Annotated in this window: 15 protein-coding genes; 4 read left to right on the top strand and 11 right to left on the bottom strand. The window is 71.3% G+C overall.

The window, feature by feature from the left end; all coding sequences use genetic code 11:
* Window positions 1–2 precede the first annotated feature (2 nt).
* Genes OHB21_RS20470 through OHB21_RS20460 form a run of 3 tightly spaced genes read right to left on the bottom strand, consistent with a single transcriptional unit; the run spans window position 3 to window position 6,710 of the window.
* Window positions 3–272, bottom strand: coding sequence for an acyl carrier protein (locus OHB21_RS20470; protein WP_067511577.1), 270 nt, complete (start codon window positions 270–272; stop codon window positions 3–5).
* Window positions 269–4,003 carry an AMP-binding protein gene (locus OHB21_RS20465; protein WP_228791328.1) on the bottom strand — a complete coding sequence of 1,245 codons (3,735 nt, stop codon included), beginning with the start codon at window positions 4,001–4,003 and terminating at the stop codon, window positions 269–271. Before OHB21_RS20465 ends, OHB21_RS20470 begins: the two co-directional genes overlap by 4 nt.
* Window positions 3,993–6,710: a phosphoenolpyruvate synthase gene (locus tag OHB21_RS20460; protein WP_195125792.1), complete on the bottom strand. Its 2,718-nt coding sequence runs from the start codon at window positions 6,708–6,710 to the stop codon at window positions 3,993–3,995. The genes OHB21_RS20465 and OHB21_RS20460 overlap by 11 nt, the downstream gene beginning before the upstream one ends.
* Before the next feature lie 205 nt (window positions 6,711–6,915).
* Between OHB21_RS20460 and OHB21_RS20455 the strand changes: the two genes are divergently transcribed.
* Both OHB21_RS20455 and OHB21_RS20450 read left to right on the top strand, forming a co-directional pair.
* A complete protein-coding gene (locus OHB21_RS20455) occupies window positions 6,916–7,623 on the top strand; it encodes an ESX secretion-associated protein EspG (RefSeq protein WP_067511576.1) in 708 nt (235 codons plus the stop codon).
* Between the two features lie 159 nt (window positions 7,624–7,782).
* On the top strand, window positions 7,783–8,814 hold the full coding sequence (locus OHB21_RS20450; protein ID WP_084537946.1) for a polyprenyl synthetase family protein: 1,032 nt from the start codon (window positions 7,783–7,785) through the stop codon (window positions 8,812–8,814).
* Window positions 8,815–8,827: 13 nt separating this feature from the next.
* On the opposite strand, the gene OHB21_RS20445 is transcribed toward OHB21_RS20450, so the two are convergent.
* Genes OHB21_RS20445 through OHB21_RS20435 form a run of 3 tightly spaced genes read right to left on the bottom strand, consistent with a single transcriptional unit; the run spans window position 8,828 to window position 11,952 of the window.
* Window positions 8,828–9,682 carry a prolipoprotein diacylglyceryl transferase family protein gene (locus OHB21_RS20445; protein ID WP_170160785.1) on the bottom strand — a complete coding sequence of 285 codons (855 nt, stop codon included), beginning with the start codon at window positions 9,680–9,682 and terminating at the stop codon, window positions 8,828–8,830.
* Complete coding sequence (locus OHB21_RS20440; RefSeq protein ID WP_067511573.1) at window positions 9,648–10,625, bottom strand: 1-aminocyclopropane-1-carboxylate deaminase/D-cysteine desulfhydrase; 978 nt, start codon at window positions 10,623–10,625, stop codon at window positions 9,648–9,650. Before OHB21_RS20440 ends, OHB21_RS20445 begins: the two co-directional genes overlap by 35 nt.
* On the bottom strand, window positions 10,618–11,952 hold the full coding sequence (locus tag OHB21_RS20435) for an FAD-dependent oxidoreductase (RefSeq protein WP_324192041.1): 1,335 nt from the start codon (window positions 11,950–11,952) through the stop codon (window positions 10,618–10,620). Before OHB21_RS20435 ends, OHB21_RS20440 begins: the two co-directional genes overlap by 8 nt.
* A gap of 517 nt (window positions 11,953–12,469) precedes the next feature.
* On the opposite strand from OHB21_RS20435, the gene OHB21_RS20430 reads away from it, so the two are divergent.
* Window positions 12,470–12,844, top strand: coding sequence for a hypothetical protein (locus OHB21_RS20430; protein WP_067511571.1), 375 nt, complete (start codon window positions 12,470–12,472; stop codon window positions 12,842–12,844).
* Complete coding sequence (locus tag OHB21_RS20425) at window positions 12,841–14,100, top strand: hypothetical protein (RefSeq protein ID WP_195125796.1); 1,260 nt, start codon at window positions 12,841–12,843, stop codon at window positions 14,098–14,100. Before OHB21_RS20430 ends, OHB21_RS20425 begins: the two co-directional genes overlap by 4 nt.
* A 347-nt stretch (window positions 14,101–14,447) precedes the next feature.
* On the opposite strand, the gene proB is transcribed toward OHB21_RS20425, so the two are convergent.
* The 5 genes from proB to OHB21_RS20400 all read right to left on the bottom strand — a co-directional run bounded on the left by proB (window position 14,448) and on the right by OHB21_RS20400 (window position 21,275).
* Window positions 14,448–15,548 carry a glutamate 5-kinase gene (gene proB, locus OHB21_RS20420; RefSeq protein WP_067511664.1) on the bottom strand — a complete coding sequence of 367 codons (1,101 nt, stop codon included), beginning with the start codon at window positions 15,546–15,548 and terminating at the stop codon, window positions 14,448–14,450.
* Between the two features lie 88 nt (window positions 15,549–15,636).
* Complete coding sequence (gene obgE, locus OHB21_RS20415) at window positions 15,637–17,094, bottom strand: GTPase ObgE (RefSeq protein WP_067511663.1); 1,458 nt, start codon at window positions 17,092–17,094, stop codon at window positions 15,637–15,639.
* Window positions 17,095–17,218: 124 nt separating this feature from the next.
* Window positions 17,219–17,482 (bottom strand): 50S ribosomal protein L27, encoded by a 264-nt coding sequence (gene rpmA / locus OHB21_RS20410; RefSeq protein ID WP_067511569.1) that lies wholly within the window; start codon window positions 17,480–17,482, stop codon window positions 17,219–17,221.
* A 22-nt stretch (window positions 17,483–17,504) separates the two neighbouring features.
* Window positions 17,505–17,816, bottom strand: a complete 312-nt coding sequence (gene rplU / locus OHB21_RS20405; RefSeq protein WP_067511568.1) for a 50S ribosomal protein L21 — start codon at window positions 17,814–17,816, stop codon at window positions 17,505–17,507.
* A 297-nt stretch (window positions 17,817–18,113) separates the two neighbouring features.
* Window positions 18,114–21,275: a translation initiation factor IF-2 N-terminal domain-containing protein gene (locus OHB21_RS20400; RefSeq protein WP_195125797.1), complete on the bottom strand. Its 3,162-nt coding sequence runs from the start codon at window positions 21,273–21,275 to the stop codon at window positions 18,114–18,116.
* Window positions 21,276–21,622: the final 347 nt, after the last annotated feature.

Here is a 21,622-nt window from a genome sequence, read left to right as displayed (position 1 = left end):
GCTCATGAGGGCACCTCGCTGGTGGGGCGGGCGGCGCTCGCGCGGTCGACCAGGGTGATGACCTGGCCGACGCGCAGGACGCCGGCCAGGTCCTCGGGGCGTTGTCTGGGGAGGTCGAAGGCGCGTTCGAGGACGACCGTGAGTTCCATGAGGCGCAGCGAGTCGAAGCCGAGGTCCTCGATGAGGCGGTGGTCGTCGGCGAGTTCGGCCGGCGGTTCGGGGGCCATGGCCAGGACCAGGCGGCGTACGGCGGTGGCGGTGTCGGCGGTCATGTCGCCTCGCTTTCACGCAGGTGAGGCTGTTGGCCGCCGCTGGTGAGCAGGTCGCGGGCCTCGTCGAGGGGCAGGTCGGTGTTCAGGTAGGAGGCCAGGCGCAGCCAGTCGTAGCCGATGGCCAGGGTGCGCCGCCACTGGTCGCGCGAATCGAACGAGGCCGGGAACACGACGGCGGCGTCGGCCCCGCCCGCCACCCGGCGCACCAGCGCCACGAAATCGTCCAGCGTGGCCAGCGCCGAGGACGTGTCACCACCGGCGGCGAGCAGGTGCGAGAACCGCACGCGCCGTGCCGAATCCAGCAGTGCCAGCACCTCCGCGCGACCGGACGCGTGCGGAGGCAGCAGGCGCGCTACGGTTGCGGCCGGGGACACGTCGGCGGGCAGCGGGTGAATACCGAAGGCGGACAGCAGGACTCGCACCGCCATGGCGACCAGCCGGTGCGCGGAGATGTCGGCGACACCGCCCTGGGCGTCCTTGACCGCGCCCGCCAGATCCTCCCTGGCGTTCTCCAGCACGATATTCGACCACACCAGATTCAGTGCGCACTCGGTGAACCGGCGCGCGGGCAGCGGGCAGAGCGTCGCGACGGCCGCGTCGTCGCGGGCCGCGCCGGTGAGCCCGAGCGCGGGCGCGTACGCGCCGGGGACGGGCGTGCAGGGCGCGGCGACCTTGCACATGGCGAGCGCCGGGCGGATCACTTCCGCACCGCGCCATTGCAGGCCGACCAGGCCCAGACGCACGAATTCGCCCAGGTCGGGCGCGATATCGCGCGGGGCGCGGGCGAGCACGTCGCGCACGGAGTGCTTGAAGACCACCGAGCGCCACGCGGTGACAGCCTCGGCGGAGAGTACGAACACCTCGGCGTCGTCGCGCAGGACGTGCACGCGCCCGCCGATGGTCCACGTCGTCACGCCGGGACGGCGCGCGAACAGCACCCGGTGCGGATCGTCGGCGACGTCGGTGATGCCGAGATCGGCCACCAGCGACCAGAATTCGTCCCAAGTGGTGTTCGCGGCGAGGGCGCGTGCCTTGGCCGCGCCGAGGATGCCGGAACCGCCCTGCGGATCACGGCGGCCGTCGGAACCCTCCTCGCCGTCGCGTCGACCGTCGGAATGCTCCTCGCCGTCGCGCCGGTCGACAGAACCCCCGCCGTCCGCGCGCCGGCCGTCGGAGCTCTCGCCGCCCACGCGTCGGCTGTCGGCGAACCGATCCACACCCGACGGCAGATCACCCAGGTCTCGATCGTCCACCGTCCAGGCGGCCGGGTCGCTCAGGTCCCGGTACCGGTCGGCGAACGGGCCACCGAGCCGATCCAGTTGGCGCGGCAGCCATTTCGTCTCGACATAGGTCTCGCCCTGCCGGGCCGCCCACGCCTTCACCGCCTGGGTGAGTCCGTCGCGGGCCCATTCGATCGCCTCGTCCTCGGCGCGCAGCGCCCGCAGCGCGACGGCGTAGCGCAGGGCCTGGGTGGCGCGCGCCGCCCACCAGTCGGCGACGACATCGCGGAACACCCGGTGCGGCAGGATCTCCCGCAGTCCCGCGAGGTCCACCGCGCCGGATCGGACCACGGTGGCGTGCAGGAAGCGCTGACAGCGGTTGAGCAGGTCCTCGTCCAGCGCGGACGGGTCCGCCTGGGCCGCGCGCTCCAGTTGGCCGCGCAGCTGCGCGAGCGACCGGGTGCGCACCTCCACCCGGCGGCCATCGATGAACAGCACCGTCGGCAGCGTCGGCAACTGCTCGTCGCCGGGGGCCACCACCAGGAAGTCCACGTCGGAGCCCTCGTTGCCGAACCCCTCCGCGAGCGAGCCCTCGAACAGCACGGCCGAATCAGCCGGTACGACAACGCTTTCCAGCGCACCGTCGAGCAGCTGCTCGATCCGCTCGCGCGGCAAGGCGGGGGTGGGCAGGTCGTCGGCGGACCCGGATTCGCTGTGCGCCCCGGCCGCCGTGCCGCCCGGCGCATCGCTGGACACGCCGATCACAATCGAATCTCGTTGTGCCGAGGTGGCTTTCGCGTCTGCCGGATGCGTCAGCGCCGAGGTCCCGTCGGCCTCGTGCACCTCCACACCGGTGAGCCCACCGTCGCGGAACAGCTGCCACAGGTGACGGCGGCGCGGCTTCCCGCTGGACGTGCGGCGGATGGTGCCGCGCGGACCGGTGACGATCGTGATGGCGGCCGCCGGACCGAGCTCGCCGCGAATGATCTTGCGGACCTTGCCGATCCACTCGCCCGAGGGCGCCTCGGCGAACAGCGCGATGCCGGGCGCGCCCACGTCGGTGAGCGCGACGGCCGCCAATTTGCCTTTGGTGATGCCGGTTTCGCGGGCGACGCGCGATTCCACGTCCTCCATGAACACCGAACGGCCGCGCACCTTCAGGCTGGTGCCCATGCGGCCGAGCACGAACACCTCACCGCGGTGCAGGAATCCGGCGTCGCCGGAGTAGAGCCTGCCGTCCGCGAGGCGGGTGGCGGCGGTCGCCGAATCGCCCGTGTAGCCCATCGCCACCGAATCGCCGACGACGACCAGTTCGCCCAGCACACCGTCGGGCAGCTCGCGCCCGTCCTCATCGACGGCGAGCACAGTCGACTCCGGCGTGGAGTAGCCGAGACCGGTGATCCAGCCCGCGCCCTCCACCCGGCGTCGGTCGTCGAGGAATTCCTCGGCCAGCACGCCGACCGGCTCCCCGAAACGCAGAGTGGGCGTGTCCAGCCGCAGGGCGGTGATCGGCCGGTTCCGCGCCGACGAGGTCACCATGAGCGTGGCCTCCGCCAAGCCGTAAGCCAGGGTGTAGGCCGACATCGAGAACCCGCGCGGGCCGGTGAGCGCGGCGAAGGACTGGAGGTCGGCCACCTCGACCGGTTCGGAGCCGACGGCCAGCGTGCGCCAGCCCGACAGGTCCAGTTCCTCGATCTCCTCCGGCCGGACCCGGTGCGCGACGTAGCCGAGCGCGAACGACGGCGAGGGCGAGTGCTGGGCGTGCGCCATGGCGCGCAGCCAGCGCGCCGGGTCGCGGACGAACTGGTCGGGCCGCATCAGGTACAGGTCGCCCTGGTTGGTGACGGTGGTCAGGAACGCGCCCACCAATCCCATGTCGTGGTACAGCGGCAGCCACGACACCATCGCCTCGCCCGGCCGCCAGTCGATGAGGCGGGAGATCATCGCGATGTTATTGGCCAGGTTGTGCCAGCTCACCCGTACGCCGCGCGGCGTGCCCGTGGAGCCGGAGGTGAATTGCAGCAGTGCGCACTCGTCCGGCTCACCGAGCACCCGGTCGGCGGGCGGGTCGGGCAGGTCCGGGCCGATCACCAGCGGTTCGTCGGTGCGTCCCGCCGCCGTCGCCGCACGGCGCACCAGGTCCTCGAACTCCGGCGAGGTGACCACCAGTTGCGGTTCGGCGACCGCCAGGATGGACGCGATGTGCGCGATGATCTGCTCGAGATCGCCGAACATCGGCGGCGCGATCGGGGTGAACACCCCGCCGCACGCCCACACCGCGTAGAACGCGGCGGTACAGGCGAAGCCGGTGGGCATGATGACGCAGGCGCCACCCCCGCTGTCGAGTCCGTGCGCGCGCATGAGCGCGGCGATCGACCACGCCTGGTCCGCCAATTCGGGATAACCGCGGAATGCCCAGCCGTCGGCTTCGTCGGCCAGATGCACACCGGTGTCGGCGGCCGGATGCAGCAACCAATCCCGAACGGCCGCAACGTCTTTGTCAGGTGCCATCGCCGTGATCTCCTTCGGACAGCACAGTAACCGTTCCCGCGGTCCCGTCGACCCGAATCCGCATACTGGTCCGTATCTTTCTCGTGACGTCGCGGACCTGCACGACCGTCGGGACGCCCAGTTCGCGCGCCACGATCGCGACGTGGGTGAGCGGGCTGCCGCGCTCGATCACCAGCGCCGACGCCGAGGGCAGCGCCGCCACCCACCCGGGATCGGTGCGGTAGGCCACCAGGATGCCGCCCGCGACGTCACTCGGCTCGTCCACCACCACCGCCGCGCCCTCCACGACGCCCGCCGCCGAAGGGGTGCCCTCCAGCACGGTGCCCGCGGTCGCGGCCGGGGTGTCGGTGATCGGCACCCAACCCTGCTCGGCCAGTTCGGCCCGGCCGAAGGCGTCGCCGTGGGTGACGAAACGGGCGGGCGCGACCAGTTCGGCGTCCGGACCGCGCCGCGCCTTGCGGGCCGCGACCAGACCGCGCAGCGCGGCGGTGTCCGCGCCCTCGTAGCAGCCGCGCAGTTCGTGCACGGTGAGGTAGAAGACGTCGCCGAACTCGTCGAGCACGTCGCGCGCCACCAGATCGCGGCCCATGGCGCGGATCATCCGCTTGACCATGCCGAACGCCCTGGTGCGGCAGAAGCGCAGCCGTTCGCGGTGGGCGGCGCACCGCGACACCTTGGCGCGCAACCGCTCGTAGACGCGGCGCCGGACGCCGCCCAGGTGCGCGTTCAGGTAGTCCTCGGCGTCGCCGCGCCGGTCGTCGGGCGCGGCCTCGCCCACCCGGCCGAGCGCGCTGCGCAGCATGATGAACAGCCCGGACGGGTCCTCGCGCAGATCGGGGGTCTCGAGCTTGAGTTCGTCCAGGCTGCGGTAGCCGTAGCGATCGAGATAGGCGTCGACCTCGGCGCGGAAGGCGGGATAGTCGTCCAGCTTCGCCCACATCTCGCCGGGCGGGGTGGTGCGCACCAGCTCGGCGAGCGCCGGATCGGCGTGCACCGAGCGGGCCAGCGCGGTCATGGCGCGGGCGGGTTCGGCCGACTCCACGTCGGCGCCCGGACCCACCACCGCGTACAGGAACCACTCCGGGGCCTTGGGCAGGAAGAGCTTGGTGAGGATGTAGAGCGCGCCGGTGCAGGTGAGCAGAATCGCGTCCAGCACCATCAGCGGGCCCCAGCGTCGCACCAGGTCGCGATCCACCTCGCGGTAGGCCGTGTAGGCCCGCTCGCCGGAGAGGTTCGCGTAGTCGAGGGCGTCGTAGCGGTCGTACACGCGGTAGAACTCGTCGAGGAACCGCTCCACCAGCGCGTCGATGCCGAACAGGCGGCGCAGGTAGGTCACCGTGGTCACCGCCCGCGAGCGCGCCTTGGCGATCGGGTTGCGGAAAGTGAAGGGCCGCAACGTCTTCGCGATCTCATCGGGCAGCGGTTCGTCGACGCCGAGCGCCGCCTCGAGCACCTTGCGGTTGAGCGGATAGCCGGGCGCGATGCCGACCATGCGATACCAGTGCAGCAGGTTGTAGTAGACCCGGCCGTGAAAGTAGCCGAGCAGCACGGGAGTCCACGCCTCGGTCTGGCGCACCTGCGCGGGTGGTACCCGCAAAGACTCGGCGTAGCCGCGATATACGCGGCCGTAGATGTCGGCCGCCGTGGTGTAGGTGAGCGGAGACGTGATGCCGCTGAAGCTTTCGATGATGTTGGAGTTGTCCCAGATGCGCATCTCCCCGGGCGCCAGCGTTTCACCCGCGCCGCGCAACAGCGCCGCCGCGCGCCGGGCGGGCGCGAGCGGGGTGGTGATCGGGCGGGACTGGAGCACCCAGACCCCCACGTCGTCGATCGCCCACTCCACGTCCTGCGGTGCGCCGCAGACGATTTCGATCTTACGGCCCAGCTCCACCAGTTCGGCGAGCTCCGCGTCGGTGAGCGCGGCGGCACCGCGCGCGGCGGCGTCGACGTCAGCGATCGCGCAGCCCTGCTCCGCCCCGGGTGTGTAGCTGCGCTCCTTGTCGCCGACCACGGTGTCGAGCACGACGCCCGAATCCTTGTCCACCACCGTGGTGTCCGCGTCGACCGCGCCGGACACCAGACCCTCCCCGAGCCCGTACACCGCGCTGACGACCATCTCGTCGGACGCGCCGGTGCTCGGGTTCGCGGTGAACAACACGCCGCTCACCCGCGCCGACACCAGCCGCTGCACCACCACCGCGGGCGCTCCGCCGCGCGGCAGGTCGCGCGCGAACGCGTAGCGGGTGGACCGTTCCGAGAACGCCGACGCCCAACAGTCACGCACCCGGTCGGCCACCGCGTCGGCGCCGTTCACGTTGAGGAACGAGTCGAACTGTCCCGCGTAGGAGTGGGCGTCGCCGTCCTCGGCCACCGTGGACGAGCGCACCGCCACCGGGCCGCCGCCGAGGTCGGCGTACGCGCGGTCGATCAACTCCCGCAACGCGGCGGGCAGCGGTGCGGCGGTGATCGCGGCACGCAGCTCCGCGGACGCGGCGACCGCGCGGTCCTGGTCCTCGATCCGCGCGAACTCGGCGATCGCGGCGTCCACCCCGCTCTCGGCGGCGAAGGCCGCGAACACGTCGGTGCCGAGCGCCACCCATTCGGGCACCCGGAAACCGCCGTTGTGCACCCTGTGCAGTCCGCGCGCCTTGCCGCCCGCCAGCGGGCCGATCGTCGAGCTGTCGTTCCACGAACCGAGTACCTGCACGCATCTCTCCCGTCGACCCTGCTCAGCGCGCCGGAACGGGATACTCACCGCGCGCGGGAAATCAGGGCTTGTCTGGATATATCCGAGATTTGGCCGTGACGTTAGCCGTCAAACATGTGGTACCAGTTCACAGACAGTTCGTCGCGCGGCGCGCGGCACCGTTATGCTGCGGTCAGTTCGTGGGTTCGGTAAGGAGTGATTCGGCGTGGGTTGGACGTTCACCCCGGACGAGTTCGCCCATGTCTGGCGGGAGACCGAGGTGGATCGCCACCCGTTCCCGCTGCGCATCCTGGAGACGCCGCGCACCGAGCACGACGCCGAGGCCCTGCGCAGGCAGCTCGCCGAGCGACTGCCCCTCGGCGGCGACCCCGACCTGTCCGCGTGCCTGCGCATCCTCGCCGCACCGCACACCAGGATCGTCGTCATCGGCGGCGGGCACACGCCGGGCAGCGAACTGCGACTGCTGGCTTGCGCCGTCTACGACCGCGCCGTGCTGGCCGTGCAGGAACCCGGGAAGCGACCCGATTTCGGCGGGGGCATCCACCTGTCCATCGGGCACGTCGGCAAGCTGGGCCACCGGATCGCCGCGCTGCTGCCCACCGCCCCCGCGGGCCGCGAACCCGCCCGCGCCGCCGACTCGGCCGCCGTGCGCGACACCGAGGCCGTCAGCCGCAACGGCGCCACCTCCATTCGCAGGCTGCTGCTCAAACCGCACACCGCCGAAGGGCACATCCGCATCGAACCGCGGCTGGACCGCGACGAGCCGCCCACGCCCGTCCACTACACCTGGATCGACGTTCGCGACGACGGGCGCTACCTGATCAAGGCGGATGACACCGTGCGCGTGGTGCCCGCCTCACCCGACCAGATCGCCGCTCAGCTGCAGAAACGCATTCCGGCGCAAGCCCGCTGATACCGCGGAGCCGCTCGTCTCCGCCGGACCGAACGCGAATAATTCATCCGAATTGTCGCGTACCTCACGAAATTCCGCCGGACCCCGGTCGCCGCCGTGCGGACCATATGATCCGCCCTTAGACTGCGAATGATTTCGTGCGGATGGTAAGGCGGTATCGTGCAGAATTCTCCGAATCTCGTTTCCGCGGACAGACCGACTGCCGACTCGGTCCTCGGCGAGGCGCGGAGCCTGTTCGAGCCCGTTTACCGCACCGTGGTCGAAACCCTGCCGAGCGCACTGGCGGAAATTGTCGGACAGCACCGCGGATGGCATACGGCCGGCGCCTCGAAAACCGGTGGGCGGGCTATCCGTCCCGCGTTGGTCATCGCCTCCGCGCGCACCGTACCCGGCTGTTCCGGCCACACCGACGCGGTGCTCGCCGCCGCGGTTTCGGTTGAACTCGCTCACGATTTCACGCTCATTCACGACGACGTCATGGACGCCGACGAAATGCGCCGCGGCCGGCCCGCCGTCTGGGCGGAATTCGGGGTAGGCCCGGCGATTCTCGCGGGCGACGCACTGTTCGCGCTCGCGGTCGACCTCCTCGCCGAACGCGCACCAGCGGCCACTTCGACATTGACCCGCGCGCTGCGCACCCTCTGCGAAGGCCAATCCGCCGACCTCACCTTCGAGCAGCAATCGGATGTGGACATCGAAGCGTGCCTGCGCATGGCCGCCGGCAAGACCGGCGCCCTGCTCGAAGCCGCGTGTGCGCTGGGCGGCCGGACCGCGGGCGGCACCGAGCGCCAGGTCGACATCCTGCGCCGGTTCGGCGCCCACGTCGGCCTCGCCTACCAGATCGCCGACGATCTGCGCGGGATCTGGGCGCATCCGGCCGCCACCGGCAAGCGCGCGCACACCGATCTGGTTCGCCGGAAGAAGACCGTGCCGGTGGTGGCGGCGTTGTGCTCCGACACCGCAGCGGGTCGGGAGCTCCGCAGAAGGTACGCGACCCCGTCTGCCGCCTGCATCGAAGAGACCGTGGATCTGGCGGACCTGGTCGAGCGCGCCGGTGGCCGCCGTCACGCCGAGGCGCTGTTGCGCCAGCACTGCGACAGCGCACGCGACCTGCTGGTACGGCTCGGCTCGCCCCCGGACCGACTGGGCGACCTGCGAGCCCTGGTGACCCTGATCGAGCGGTGGCACTGAGCGCCACGTCGCGTCACACGTGAGCGAAGGACCACAGCAGCCCCGCCGAGGCCGCGACCACGGCGAGGCACACCACCTGCGCGTGACTCAGGTATCCGAGCCGCGTCGTGTGCCGGTGCCCGCGATACCGCTCCAGTACGAAGCGCACCGTCGCGTACCCCGACAAGTAGGCGGGCAGCGCCTCAGGAGTGGGCTCCGCGCGCACAACGACCCATGCCGAGATCGCTAGAAGCAGGGCGAGATTGGTGAGAATGTCCCAGACCTGGACGGCGTGCACCGGGGTCGTGGCCGACTCTCCGACGCTCACCTTTCGCCACCATTGGTCGGCCGGTCGCTGCGTCTCCCGCCGATACCGCACAATGAGCGGCCCCCGCCGACCCGGCGCAGGGCGGCCGTAGCAACAGCCGCTCAGCAGGCAGCCAGTGCGCGCGAAGCATGCCGCCAGCGGAAAGCAGAGGCCCAGAAAAGTAACCGCGACACGCCACGGTACGCCGGTGGCGACGACGAGCGCGAGAAAAATCGGCGTGAGCACCACCACCATATCGGTCAAGTAGGACCGCGCCGCCAGCCCCCAATAACGCTCCTTCGCCCAGAGCAGAATCGGGTACACGGGAAAATAGAACACGGCGACCGCGAGAATCGGTAAGCGCCATCGGTGATCATCCAGCCATAACGCACCCATACCGAAGGCGAGCAGCGCGCAGACCGCGGCCCCGATATCGTTGAGCGCGAAATAGGGGTGATATCGGGTACCCGTGATCTCGTGAGCCCGCCGGATGACAGTTTCGAGGCGGTTCTCCGGCTGAGCGGAGGTATCCAGCATCGTCGCTCCCTCAGTCTCCGGGGAAGAACTCGGCGGCACGCGCATCGAAGGTGTTCCAAAAGAGCACATTCGCCTCGCCGGCCAACTCGCGCGCCGCGGCGAACGCTTTGCCCGAGCACACCGGGTCCAACGACACACCGTCATCACCGGCCGCGCGGGCCACGGCGGCCGTCCCCGACGCGGTCGGATGCCCGTATCCCGCTCCCAGCCACTCGTCCCTGAGTTCCACGTGCGGCGTCCCCTCCGGCATTCCGACGCCGTGAGCGCGCAGGAACCGGTGACACTGCACCAGCAACCGGCGAAGCCGCCGCTCGTCACAACGGGGTCGATCGTTGATGATCACGCCCATGACCGTGGCGGACAGCCCGCCCAGGTGCAGGCCGGTCGCCAGGCCCGCGGCGGTGCCGCCGGTTCCGACGGGCAGGACCACGCGGTCCGGGCAGGGCAACGCGCCCGCCCGGACCTGTTCGGCCAGCTCCAACCCCGCTTCGACGTACCCGAGCATTCCCCGGACCGAGGAGCCGCCCGCCGGAATGATCCGTGGCCTGCTCCGGTGCCGGCTCGCCGCCGCCGCGAAGATCGCGGGCGCGGCCAGATACGTCCGGCGCACAGTGCGTGTGTGGTGCACGGTGGCGACGCGCCGGAGTCGCGCCATCTGCTCGTCGACCTCCGGACTCGGCGGCTGGTCCACCACCGCGACGTGGGTGGTGATGCCCACCCGCCGCGCGGCGGCCGCAGTGGCCAAGCCGTGGGCCGCTCCCGCTGCCGACGCCGTGCACAACACCCGCGCACCACCGCGCGCCGCGGCCGGCAGCAGCCATTCGAGCTTGCGCAGCTTGTTTCCACCGTAGTAGCAGCCGTAGACGCCGTCGTCCTTCAGCCATAGACCGTCCCCCGACAGCCGCCGGACCGGCGTAGGACTCCCGGCGTCCGCCCGAACGATTTCCGGGGACAGGCCGCAACGGCTGTGCAAGCGCGAGTCAGTCATCACCGTCGTCCTTCAGGATGCGCGGACGCGGGATCGCGGGAATCCGCCTCGGCAGCGCGCGAAGCACCCGCGGCCCGAACAAGGCGGACGGCGAACCACAGAGCGTGAGCAGATCCAGGGCGGCCGCTTGGGCTCCCGCGTCGACGCGACCGAGGTTCATCACGCGCTGCAGATACCGCCCACGCAAGTCCGGACGGTGCGCGTCGCCGGCCAACAGCCCCTGGTCGACACCCGTCGCGGTGAGCCAGGCGACTTCACCCGCCGAGGTGACCCGGGCCTGTAGGGCGCGCCCGCTGCCCGGGCCGAGCCCAGCGCGCAGGATCATGTCGCGCAGACTCAGCGCTGTCTGCGCCGCGACCGTCATGCCTTGGGCGTATACGGGATTGAAGTGACATGCGGCGTCCCCGACGACAACGAAACCATCCGGCCACACCGGGAGAGCATCGAACTCGAAACGGCGGTTGCCGGTGGGACGGAAGCCTGCCACCTCGATCGGGTCCACTGCTTCGAGCACACGGCCGAGCACAGGGTCGGCCAAGCCCGCACTGAACTCGCGGACGCCCTCGAAGTCGGCGGGCGGGCGATCGCCCAGACATCCGACGACAGTGAGCAACCATTCACCGTTCTCGATCGGAAGCATTTGGCCGCGCCTGCTGGTATGTGGCGCCGATTGCAGAACTATTCCCCGCCAGGGATCGGCCAATGCCAACGGCCCGTGGAACCGGACGCTGGTGTGGCCCGATCCGATGTCGACGACTGTTGATTCCGGCTCCCCGATGCCGAGTTCCTTCAACCAGGTGACGCCGCGGGCGTGCCGGCCGGTGGCATCGACCACCAGGTCCGCCCCGGTGAGCTCGCCGCCGTCGGCGGTGCGGACACCGTGCACTCGCGCGTCCCCCCGGGCGAGCAGACCCGTCACCCGAGTGTGGTATCGGAATTCGACATTCGGCAATGCGGCGACGATTCGACGGATGCGCCATTCCAGCAACGGCCGCGAGCAGGAGAGCAACCTGTGCGCATTGTCGAGGCGGTGGGCCCAGCCGTGATAAGTCCACCAAGCGAGATCGGCGGACATGGACAGTGGCACCACACCGTCCTCGGCGAGGTCGCCGAGGAAGTCACCGAACAACTCGGAGAAGGCGCGCAGTCCGCCCTCCATCAGCGTGTGGGTCAGGGCCGCGTGCGGCACTCCCGGGCGGCGACGAGGGCCTTCGGGCTCGGCGTCACGCTCGACGACGATGACCTCGCCCGCATGCGGAGACATTGCCGCTGCCAGCGACAACCCCGCGATACCGCTCCCGACGACAAAGACTTTTCCGATACGCATCGTCTCTCCGAGCTGACATGCCCCCGGGAGGACGCCCGGGCGGACGGGTGTGTGCTGACAAAATGTCACAGCCGGTCTTCCGCGGCCAGCCGGGTGGGCGATCTATGACCGAGATAACCATCGGCCGACGCAACGCACCACCGACATGAATTGCCCTGCGACACAGCGCGTTACCACTGAACTGTGATCTCGCCGTTAATCGTGGGCAACAGTGTGGCGAACACGCGGAAGTTCCCATCCCGCATATCCGGTTGCCAGGAAGCAACATTCGCGCTATCGGACCTGGCGCTCCAGTCGAGGAGCGCCCGAACACTATGCGAACCAGTGCCTTCGACCACCATGCACCGGCTCACGAGCCTTCATGAGCCAGAGCCCCCTCTTGCTCGGCGAGCGCATGTCGACTGCCGACCCCCGTGAACGCGACGCCCGCCGGACGCAGTGTGGCCGCGACTGCCACCCACCGGTGTCGCCGGCACCGGTTAATCTGGGTCGGACCGACCGAGCCCCGGGGGTGCGCATGACGATCGAGAACAGCCGAGCCGATATCGCGCGGTTCAAGCAGCAAGCGCAGGCAGGCACCGTCACGTTCGATCCCGAGGCGGCGCGGCGCTGCGCCGCGATGTACGAGCATCAGGCCGACCGGCTGATCCATTTGCAGCAGCGGCTGGAATCGGTGTCAGAACTGCGCGGCTTCGGCGGATTCGTCTCCGCCCAGCAGTTGCAGGCCGGGTACGGGCACAAGGCGCGCGACGCCGCCGCCCTGCTCGACCACTACATCGAGGCCGCCTACCGGATGAAGGAGGCGTTCCTGATCAGCGCGGGACTCTACGAGGAGGCCGATGCCGCGAGCGCGGCGGCGCTGCGCGCCGTCGAGGCGAGGTTGCCGCGATGACCGGCACCGATCCCGTCTACATCAACTCGATGGAGCACTTCGAGTCGATGCCGCACGAGGAGATCCACGCCAAGACCCAGCAGATCGACGCCGGCGAGATCCTGCGCGCCTCCACCGCCTGGCTCGAGGTGGCGGCCACGCTGGCCACCTCCATGCCGCTCACCCGCACCAGCGCCGACCGCGTGATGAACGGGATGGCGTGGGAGGGCGCGGCCGCCGAGGCCGCCTACGCCAGCACCCGCAGCTTCGCCGCCGCCGTCGAGGAACTGAGCGCGGTGATGGGCGAGGTGGGCGCGCGGCTCGGCGGTGTGGCCGCCGCCGCGGAGGCGGTGAAACTGGCCGTGGTGCCGCCCGGCGGGTCGGGGCCGATCGGGGCCATCGCCCAGCTGCTGGAGGCGGCGAACGTCATCGACGCGCAGATGGCGCAGGAGGCGCTGCGGCAAGAGGCCGTGCTCGCCATGAACATGATCTACAAACCCGCCTACACCCTGGCGGGGACCGGTGTGCCCGCGCTGCCGGAGCCGCCCGCGGTGGCCGATCTGGGCACCGTGCCGCCGCCGGACTACGCGCCGCAGCCGGAGGCGCCGGATGCGGAATACGTTCCGGTGCCGCAGGATTCGCCGTCGTCGCCCGGTGCGAATGGGCAGACGCCGGAGGCTCCCGGCGAGAACGGTCAAGCGCCCGGTGAGGGCGGGCGGACGCCGGAGGAAGGACAGGCGCCGACTCAGCAAACGCCGCCCTCGTCCGGGGACACGCCGCCCGAGGAGGGAACGCCCGCTCCGCAGGAGAGTCCGGCACCGCCGACGCAGCAGGCTCCCACCGAATCTCCCGCGCCGTCTCCCTCGGAGACACCGGCGCCCACGCAGGAAGCTCCCGCACCGAGCGAGGCACCGGCGCCCACCGAGGAGAGTCCGGCACCGCCCACGCAGGAGGCTCCCGCGCCCACGGAGGAGGCCCCCGTACCAAGCGAGGTACCGGAAACTCCGGCCCCTACGGAGGAGCCCCCGGCACCGCCGACCCAGCAGGCCCCCGCACCCACCGACGCACCGGCACCACCGGAACCTCCGGCACCCACCGAGGAGGCCCCGGCGCCCGAACCCGCCCCACCCCCGGACCAGCAGTCCCCACCGTCGGGCGAAACCCACCCCCTCGACCCGGGCGGCCAACCCGGCGTCACCGGCCCGATCCCCGGCACCGCCGAGGGCTCCTCCCACACCGACCAACCGGGCGTCATCCCACAACCCGGCACGGTGTGACGCACGCGGACGCCCCGGCGTCGTAGCGCGCCGCAGACCGAACCTCTGGGTCGAGAGCGCGAAACGGTCACGGGTGGTCGGACTGCGGCGCGACAATCACGGTGATCGTCGCCTGCGCTGACCGCCGGACAGTTCGTGCGATAGTGCTCGGCGCGCATCTCAGGCCGGTCGAGGCCGACCTCGGTGAGCAGGTCGTCGTCCTTCCTCCGCGCGCGCCGCCAGGCACTGCGCCGATGCACGATCAGCGCCCCGCCGTTGTAGGCGACGCGCGCCAAGGATCGCCTCACCGGGGCGTCGGCCACATCCGCTCCGAGCGGAACCCGTTGCCCGGCAACAGGTTCCGTGCCTCAGACCTTGACGAGGTCGTCGGCGTGGATGACGGGGCGCTGCATGGTGTCGGGGAGTTCGGTGGTGGAGCGGCCGAGCATGGTGGACAGCTCGGTGCTGTCGTACTCGACGACGCCGCGCGCCACCAGGCGGTGGTCGGCGGCGAGCAGATCCACCACGTCGCCGCCGTAGAAGCGGCCCTTGACGCCGATGATGCCCGCCGCGAGCAGCGAGCGGCGGCGGTGGGCGACGGCCTGCACCGCGCCCTCGTCGAGCACCAGCGCGCCCCGGCTGTCGGCGGCGTGGCGGACCCAGAACTTGCGGGCCGACAGGCGGACCGGGCGGGCGGCGAACGCGGTGCCCACCGTGCCCGACGACAGCGCGGTCGCGGCCTGTTCGGCGGCGGCCAGCAGCACCGGCACGCCCGCGTCGGCCGCGAGCCGCGCGGCCGACAGCTTCGACGCCATGCCGCCGGTGCCGAGCGCGCCGCCGCTGCCAGCGATCACACCGTCCAGATCGGCGCTGGTGCGCACCTCGGGAATGAAATTCGCCGCACCCTTGCGGGGGTCGCCGTCGTAGAGCCCCTCCACATCGGAGAGCAGGAACAGCGCGTCCGCGCCCACCAGGTGGGCGACCAGGGCGGCGAGCCGGTCGTTGTCGCCGAAACGGATCTCCTCGGTGGCCACCGTGTCGTTCTCGTTGACCACGGCCACCGCGCCGAGCGATCGCAGCCGGTCCAGGGTGCGCTGGGCGTTGCGGTGGTGCTCGCGGCGCGCGAAATCGTCGGCGCTCAACAGCACCTGGCCGACGGTGCGCCCGTAGCGGGTGAAGGAGGTGCCCCAGGCGTGCGCCAGGGCCAGCTGACCCACGCTGGCCGCAGCCTGCTTTGTCGCCAGGTCCCTTGGCCTGCTGGACAATCCGAGCGGCGCGATCCCGGCGCCGATGGCGCCCGAGGACACCACCACCACGTCCGAACCGGCCCGCATGCGCGCCTCCACGGCGTCGGCCAGCCGGTCCAGGCGCTCGGTGTCCAGACCGCCCTTCAAACTGGTCAGCGCCGACGACCCGATCTTGACCACCACGCGGCGCGCCGCCGCGATCGCCTGGCGCGCCTCGCTCAGCCCCTCGGGCGAAACAGCTCGCGCCAGTGCGGAATCGACCTCCGTCACAACGAAACTCCCCGTAACACCGCGGTTCGCACCGCGTCCTTCACGAATCCCCGTCCTCGGTGACCAGTCCGCGCCGCACCCGCGACGCGTGCTTGCGCTCGGCGGCGCTCACCCGGTCGGTCTGCTCCAGGCGCACGTCGGTGCCGCGGCCGGTGGGCACCATGTCCACACCCGCCGAGATCTGCGGCTCCCAGTCGAACGTGACGTCGCCGATGGTCACCGGCGCACCGGGTTCGGCGCCGAGGCGCACCAGTTCGTCCTCCACGCCGAGGCGGGCCAGGCGGTCGGCGAGGTAGCCGACGGCCTCGTCGTTGTCGAACTGGGTCTGGCGCACCCAGCGTTCGGGCCGGGTGCCGCGCACGATGAAACCGCCCGGCTCGTCGGGATCGGCGATGACACTGAATCCGGTCTCGTCCACCGCGATCGGGCGGATCACCGGACGCTTGGGCGCCGCCTTCGGGTGGGCCTCGCGGTACTCGCGCACCAGATCGGCCAGCGCGAAGGTCAACGGGCGCAACCCGGCCCGGCTCACCGCCGAGATCTCGAACACCGGCCAGCCGCGCTCGGCGAACTCGGGGGTGACCATCTCGGCCAGCTCGGCGGCGTCGGGCACGTCGATCTTGTTGAGGATCACCACGCGCGGGCGGTCGGCCAGATCGCCGAGGCCGGCGTCGGCGGAGAGCGCGGGCTTGTAGGCGGCCAGCTCGGCCTCCAGGGCGTCCACGTCGGACACCGGGTCGCGACCGGGCTCTAGGGTGGCGCAGTCCACCACGTGCGCGAGCACCGCGCAGCGCTCCAGGTGGCGCAGGAAGTCCAGCCCGAGCCCGCGGCCCTCGCTCGCACCCGGAATGAGACCCGGCACGTCGGCGACGGTGAAAGTGGTGTCGCCGCTGGCGACCACGCCCAGGTTCGGCACCAGCGTGGTGAACGGGTAGTCGGCGATCTTCGGCTTGGCCGCCGAGAGCACCGACACCAGCGAGGACTTGCCCGCCGAGGGGAAGCCGACCAGGCCGACATCGGCCACCGACTTGAGTTCGAGGACGAGGTCGCGCTCCTCCCCCTCCTCGCCGAGCAGGGCGAAGCCGGGGGCCTTGCGCGCCTTGGAGGCCAGCGCGGCGTTGCCGAGCCCGCCGCGCCCGCCGCGAGCGGCGATGTACCGGTTGCCCGCACCGACCAGATCGGCCACGATCTCGCCGTCCTGGCCCAGCACGACCGTGCCGTCGGGCACCTTGAGCAGCAGGTCGCCGCCGGTCTTGCCGTCGCGGTTGCCGCCCTCGCCCGGTTTGCCGTTGCCCGCTTTGGCGTGCGGGTGGAAGTGGAAGTCCAGCAGGGTGTGGACGTTCGGGTCCACCTCGAGGATCACATCGCCGCCGTTGCCGCCGTTGCCGCCGTCGGGACCGCCGAGCGGCTTGAACTTCTCGCGGTGCACCGAGGCGCATCCGTGACCGCCCTTTCCGGCACGTACGTGCAACACGACGCGATCGATGAACTTCGACATGGTCGAATCATCCTCCTTCTGGGCTGGTCGTTCGTCGGCGGCGCGCGGCGCCACGAGAACGCGAAAGCGGGTCAGGGCGTCTACCCTGACCCGCTCGGCTGTGTCCGGAGTGGCTACCTGGCGGTCAGGCCACCGGCTCCGGGACGACGATGTTGATGGTCTTGCGACCGCGCTTGCTGCCGAACTGCACCGAGCCCGCCGCCAGGGCGAACAGGGTGTCGTCGCCGCCGCGACCGACGTTCACGCCGGGGTGGAAGTGGGTGCCACGCTGACGGACGAGGATCTCGCCCGCCTTGACGACCTGGCCGCCGAAACGCTTGACGCCGAGTCGCTGGGCGTTGGAGTCACGTCCGTTCCGGGAGCTGGACGCGCCCTTCTTGTGTGCCATAGCTGTTTCTCCTCGGGATGTCTTACTTGATGCCGGTGACCTTCAGGACCGTCAGCGGCTGACGGTGACCCTGGCGCTTGTGGTAGCCGGTCTTGTTCTTGAACTTGTGGATGCGGATCTTCGGGCCCTTGGTCTGCTCGACGAGTTCCGCGGTCACCGAACGCTTGGCCAGCGCGGCCGCGTCGGTGGTCAGTTCGGCGCCGTCCACGACGAGGACGGGCGAGAGCTCGACGGAAGCGCCCGCCTCACCCTCGATCTTCTCGACCTTCACCAGGTCACCGACCGCGACCTTGTACTGCTTTCCGCCGGTCTTGACGATCGCGTACGTTGCCATCGGTCGGCTTCCTCCACTCGAATGTCTACTCGTGCTTACTCACGCCACAGTGGTGTGGCGCGACTGGCTTGGCTGGTTGCTGCACGGGGGCGCTTACCTTGCTGCTCAGCAGCATCGGGCGCATCGCCAGGCAGCGACCGACCAAGGCTACCAGACCCCCGCTCCCCGACCCAATTCGGTCCGGATGCGGTCCCTCCGGGCCACCGGAACGTCCTCCGGCGGGCACGGTGGACCCGCGCGCCGGAAGACGGGTCCGGCCGGTCCCCCGCGGAGACCGGCCGGACCTCGGGAACTTCCTCAGTCCTCGGATTCCGCGGGCGGCGGCCCGGCCGGGCGGCCGACGGCACGACGCCGCGGACGCTCCCGCCTGGGCACCTCCACCGGCTCGAGCGCGGCGAGCTCGGCCACCGGGGTGGCGGGCGGCTCGGAGCCCGAGAGGACGAACACCGCACCGGCGCTGTCGGCGGCGGGAGCCGACGCCGAGCGCGCCACACGGCGGCGACGCGGCGGCGGGGACGCGGAGACACCGTTGGCGGCGTGACCGGCCGCGGCGGGAGCCGGCTCGCTGGGAGCCTGCGTCGCCGGGGCGGGCTCAGCGGGAGCCTGTGCGGGCTCGTCGGGAGCCTGTGTCGCGGCAGCGGACCCGTGCCTGCTTACGGCCGGCTCGTCGACCTTCACCGCACTCGCGGGTTCGGACGCCGCGGCGACCGCGGCCTCGGCGGCCTCCACCTCGGCGCGCACGGGAACGGGTTCGGGCGCGAGCTCGGGGGCGTCGGCCTCGGTGACCGGGACGATCCCGCCGGCGGTCTCCACCGCCACGACGGCCTCGGCACGTTCCTCGGCCCCGTCCGGCGCCGTGGCGACATCCGTCTCGTCCTCGGCGGTGACGACCTCCACACCTTCCTCGTCCTCCGAGTGGTGCGCGGCCATCGCCAGCGCCACCGGATGCGCCCGCTTGACGGCCGCCTCCTCCTCGGGCGACTCCACCGGCTGCGCCGCCGGTGCCGGAGTCGCCGCGGCGGCGGGCGCGGGCGCGGTCTTGTCCTTGCCGCGACGACGGCGCGAACCGCTCTCGCGACGACCGGGCGCGTCCTCGGCGGGCGAGGGCTCCACCGGGTAGGTGTGCACGATGATGCCGCGCCCGTGGCAGTGCTCGCAGGTGCTGGAGAACGCCTCGACCAGGCCCGTGCCCAGCTTCTTGCGCGTCATCTGGACCAGGCCCAGCGAGGTCACCTCGGACACCTGGTGGCGGGTGCGGTCGCGGCCCAGCGCCTCGGTGAGACGGCGCAGCACCAGGTCCCGGTTGGACTCGAGCACCATGTCGATGAAGTCGACGACGATCATGCCGCCGATGTCGCGCAGCCGCATCTGGCGCACGATCTCCTCAGCCGCCTCCAGGTTGTTCCTGGTGACCGTCTCCTCCAGGTTGCTGCCGCCGGAACCGGTGAACTTGCCGGTGTTGACGTCGATGACGGTCATCGCCTCGGTGCGGTCGATCACCAGGGTGCCGCCCGAGGGCAGCCACACCTTGCGGTCCAGCGCCTTGGCCAGCTGCTCGTCGATGCGGTAGGTCTCGAAGACGTCCACGCCGTTGTTCTCGTGCCGCGCGACGCGCGCCAGCAGGTCGGGCGCGACGGTGCGGATGTAGCTCTCGACGGTGTTCCAGGCGCGGTCGCCCTCGATGACCAGCTTGGAGAAGTCCTCGTTGAACAGGTCGCGGATGACCTTGACCAGCAGGTCGGGCTCCTCGTAGAGCGTCTTGGGCGCGCCGCTCTTCTCCTTGGCGGCCTGCTCCTCGATGCTGCGCCAGGTGGCCTGCAACCGTTCCACATCGCGGGCCAGCTCGGCCTCGGCGACGCCCTCGGAGGCGGTGCGGATGATCACACCCGCGTCGGCGGGGACGATCTCGCGCAGGATCTCCTTGAGGCGCTTGCGCTCGGTGTCGGGCAGCTTGCGGCTGATGCCGGTGGAGGTGCCGCCCGGGACGTACACCAGGAAGCGGCCCGCCAGGCTGATCTGCGTGGTGAGCCGGGCGCCCTTGTGCCCGACCGGGTCCTTCGAGACCTGGACCAGCACCTGGTCACCGGGCTTGAGGGCCTGCTCGATCTTGCGCTCCTTGCCGCCCAGACCGGCGGCCTCCCAGTTCACCTCACCCGCGTACAGCACGCCGTTGCGGCCGCGGCCGATGTCGACGAACGCCGCCTCCATGCTGGGCAGCACGTTCTGCACCTTGCCGAGGTACACGTTGCCCACCATGGACGCCTGGCCGGTGTTGGTGACGAAGTGCTCGACGAGGATGTTGTCCTCGAGCACCGCCACCTGGGTGGCGGTCGGGTGGTTGGCGAAGGACTTCTCGCGCACCACCATCACCCGATCCACCGCCTCACGGCGGGCCAGGAACTCCGATTCGGTGAGGATCGGCGGGCGGCGGCGCCCGGCCTCGCGCCCGTCGCGGCGGCGCTGGCGCTTGGCCTCGAGGCGGGTGGAGCCGGTGATGCCCTGCACCTCGTCGGCGTTGGCCCGGCCGCGCGACTTGTTGCGCGGCTCGCGCTCGTGCACGACGGTGTTCGGCGGGTCGTCCTCGGCCGGCGTCTCCTCGGCGCCCTCGCCGCCCACCTTGCGGCGGCGGCGACGGCGGCGACGGCGGCTGGACCCCTCGGGCAGCGCGTCGTCGTCGGATTCGTCGTCGGACTGGTCCCCGGTGTCGGTCGCGGCGGCCTCGGCCGGGGTGGTGTCCTCGGCCTCGGATTCGGCGTCCTCGTCGTCGGTGTCCGACTCGTTGTCGGACTGCTGCTCACCGCGGCCGCGCCCGCGACCCCGGCGGCCGCGCCGCCTGCGCCGCGGCTGACCGTCCTCGCCCTGGGCGTCGCCGGTGTCGGTGTCGTCCTCGGCGGTGGTGTCGGGCTCGTCGTCGGTCTCGGCGACGGGCGGCTCCTCGCGCTTGGGCGCTTCCCGCTCGGCGCGGCGGCGCTTGCGCGTCTGCTCCACGGCGGTGGCGTCGGGCGGGAGGAACAGCGGCGCGGCCACGGCGGGCGCCTCGAAGACCGGCGGGGCCGGCGGCTCGTCCTGCGCGGAGTGGGTGAACAGCTGCGGCGCGGCGGCCGCGGGCGTGTACACCGTCTCCTGCGCGAAGACCGGATCCGGCGCGGAGAACAGCGGCCCGGCGCCCACGGCGGGCGCGGGGGTCTCGGCGGGGGGTTCGGCGGCGGGGGTCTCGGTGGTCGGCGCGTCCGCTTCGGCGGGCTGTTCGGGGGCGGCGAGCGCGTCGCGCACCGATTCCGCGACGGCCCGGTCGACGTTGGATTGCGCGCTGCGTGCGTCGGCGCCCAGTTCGGCGAGCTTGGCCAGAATGCGCTTGCTCGTCACCCCCAGCCGCTTCGCGAGTGCGTGAACTCGGATTCGCTCCGGCAATTGATCGGCATCCTGTGATGTTGTTTCCAGCGGCTCTTGATCGGCCACGAAGTCTCCTCGGGCCCCCGGGCGCGTCCCTGTCGGTAATTCAGTGACGCGGCCAACGCGGGGGCGCTGTCCGTACACCTCGCGCCGTCGACGCGAGGTCCTGTGGTCTCGCACCGCGTGCCCGGTCGGTACCTGTTCGTTCGTCGGTCGGGCTAACTGGTCACGCGGCGCCTGGCTGTTGGCTGAACTCCACGGAACGCACGTTCATCCAGCGTGCCGACGCGGAGCGCCGCGCCCTCGGCAATTCGGGCGTGACTCTCCGTAGCAGCGATGATCGGCATCGAACCGCGGTGTCATCCGGTCGCCCCCGTCACCCACCGTTCGCGTACCTGCGCGAACCGTCGGTA

The organism is Nocardia puris, from assembly GCF_036051655.1.
Classification (GTDB): Bacteria; Actinomycetota; Actinomycetes; order Mycobacteriales; family Mycobacteriaceae; genus Nocardia; species Nocardia puris.
Note: the sequence above shows the minus strand (reverse complement) of the source record. Positions and strands in the feature narration are given on the sequence as shown.

Bases quoted from the DNA above. Each gene is read 5' to 3' on its own strand.
- OHB21_RS20425 (WP_195125796.1), top strand. From the start codon at position 12,841: ATGACCGGCACCGATCCCGTCTACATCAACTCGATGGAGCACTTCGAG.
- OHB21_RS20445 (WP_170160785.1), bottom strand. From the start codon at position 9,682: ATGCGCGTGCCGCCGAGTTCTTCCCCGGAGACTGAGGGAGCGACGATG.
- OHB21_RS20435 (WP_324192041.1), bottom strand. From the start codon at position 11,952: ATGCGTATCGGAAAAGTCTTTGTCGTCGGGAGCGGTATCGCGGGGTTG.
- OHB21_RS20440 (WP_067511573.1), bottom strand. From the start codon at position 10,625: ATGACTGACTCGCGCTTGCACAGCCGTTGCGGCCTGTCCCCGGAAATC.
- rpmA (WP_067511569.1), bottom strand. From the start codon at position 17,482: ATGGCACACAAGAAGGGCGCGTCCAGCTCCCGGAACGGACGTGACTCC.
- OHB21_RS20430 (WP_067511571.1), top strand. From the start codon at position 12,470: ATGACGATCGAGAACAGCCGAGCCGATATCGCGCGGTTCAAGCAGCAA.
- obgE (WP_067511663.1), bottom strand. From the start codon at position 17,094: ATGTCGAAGTTCATCGATCGCGTCGTGTTGCACGTACGTGCCGGAAAG.
- rplU (WP_067511568.1), bottom strand. From the start codon at position 17,816: ATGGCAACGTACGCGATCGTCAAGACCGGCGGAAAGCAGTACAAGGTC.
- OHB21_RS20465 (WP_228791328.1), bottom strand. From the start codon at position 4,003: ATGGCACCTGACAAAGACGTTGCGGCCGTTCGGGATTGGTTGCTGCAT.
- OHB21_RS20470 (WP_067511577.1), bottom strand. From the start codon at position 272: ATGACCGCCGACACCGCCACCGCCGTACGCCGCCTGGTCCTGGCCATG.